This is a genomic window from Gordonia malaquae NBRC 108250 (assembly GCF_000344135.1).
Classification (GTDB): domain Bacteria; phylum Actinomycetota; class Actinomycetes; order Mycobacteriales; family Mycobacteriaceae; genus Gordonia; species Gordonia malaquae.
The window spans coordinates 1-1,345 of the sequence record NZ_BAOP01000087.1 but is presented as its reverse complement, the minus strand read 5'-3'; the positions used below and the strand labels follow the sequence as shown (position 1 = coordinate 1,345).

Sequence of the window (1,345 nt, the reverse complement as noted above, 5' to 3'; positions counted from 1 at the left end):
TGAACCGTCCTGGTCCGGTCGGAGACCTGGATTAGGCCACCTCGGGTGTCGAGGGGACGGTCTGACGGTAGCGCGCCTCATGCTCGGTCGGCGAGATGTAGCCGATCGCGGAGTGCAGACGCTCGGTGTTGTACCAGTGCACCCAGGCCGCGGTCTCACGCTCGACCTCGGCCCGGCCGGTCCAGGACCGGGATCGTTCGACGTCGATCAGCTCGGTCTTGTACAAGCCGATCGTCGACTCCATTAGCGCGTTGTCGAGCGCATCGCCCACGGAGCCGATCGACCCGGTGATCCCGGCGGCGCGGAGCTCGGTGGAGAACGCTATCGACGTGTACTGACTGCCGGCATCACTGTGATGCACCAAACCTGTTGGGGTGAAAGCGAATTCACCCCGTCGGCGAGTGAAGAGGGCTTGCTCGACGACACTGGTCACCAACGGGGTGCGCTTGCTCGACATGACCCGCCACCCCAGGATCCGGCGAGAGAAGACGTCGACGAGAAACGCGACGTAGACGAACCCAGCGAGGGTCCACACGTAGGTGAAGTCGGCCACCCACAACTGATCCGGCGCAGCCGGTCGGTTCCATTGCCGCTCAACATGATCGGGGAATCTCGGTGCTCGATCATCGCGGTGGGTGGTGACAGTGCGATGCGCGCCGCGAACGGCGCCGGAGATCCCGCACACGGCCATCAGTCGGGCCACTTGATCGCGACCCATCGCCTGGCCGGCGTGCCACATCGCGTGCCAGAGCTTGCGAACCCCGTAGACACGGCGGTTCCGCTCGTAGACCCCGAACACTGCGTTGGCGGCGTAGGCCTCGGCCAGGACTGCTTCGGAGACTGTGCCGGCCTTCTTGCGTGCGTAGTACGTGGACGGGGCGATCGCCATGCCGTGCTCGGTGAGCACGCGGCAGATCGGGTCGACCCCGAACCGTTCCCGATTGTCGTCGATGTACTCGACGATCACCGCAGTCGGCGGTCGACCTCCGCCGCTGCGAAAAACGCTGACGCAGTCTTCAAAATCTCGTTAGCCCTTCGCAATTCAGCATTCTCCTTCCGGAGGGCCTTCAGCTCAGCCGAGACATTCGAGCCCGATTCTGCATCGCCCGCCGACCCTGCCATTTCGTCGGCGTCGATCCAGTTGCGGAGAGTGGCGGGGTTGATGTCCAGGAGAGAGCCGACATGCCGCCGGGCACCCAACTTGGATTCGCCGTCGTTCTCCTTCAGTCGGTCGTGGTACATCCGGACGGCCCGCTCACGGGTCTCCTGGTCGAACTTGCGTGGTGCTGCCATGATCGCATTCTCCTGGTGCGTTCACGGTCTCCACCAGACCCAGGACGGTTCA

Annotated in this window: 1 protein-coding gene and 1 other annotated feature; the gene reads right to left on the bottom strand. The window is 64.2% G+C overall.

The window, feature by feature from the left end; all coding sequences use genetic code 11:
• Nucleotides 1–31: 31 nt before the first annotated feature.
• A protein-coding gene (locus GM1_RS21280; protein ID WP_085950690.1) for an IS3 family transposase occupies nucleotides 32–1,293 on the bottom strand; the annotation gives its coding sequence in 2 pieces (ribosomal slippage) (nucleotides 32–996 and nucleotides 996–1,293; 1,263 coding nt in all).
• Nucleotides 875–1,006 (bottom strand) — a sequence feature (AL1L pseudoknot). Its footprint overlaps the gene before it by 132 nt.
• Nucleotides 1,294–1,345 lie beyond the last annotated feature (52 nt).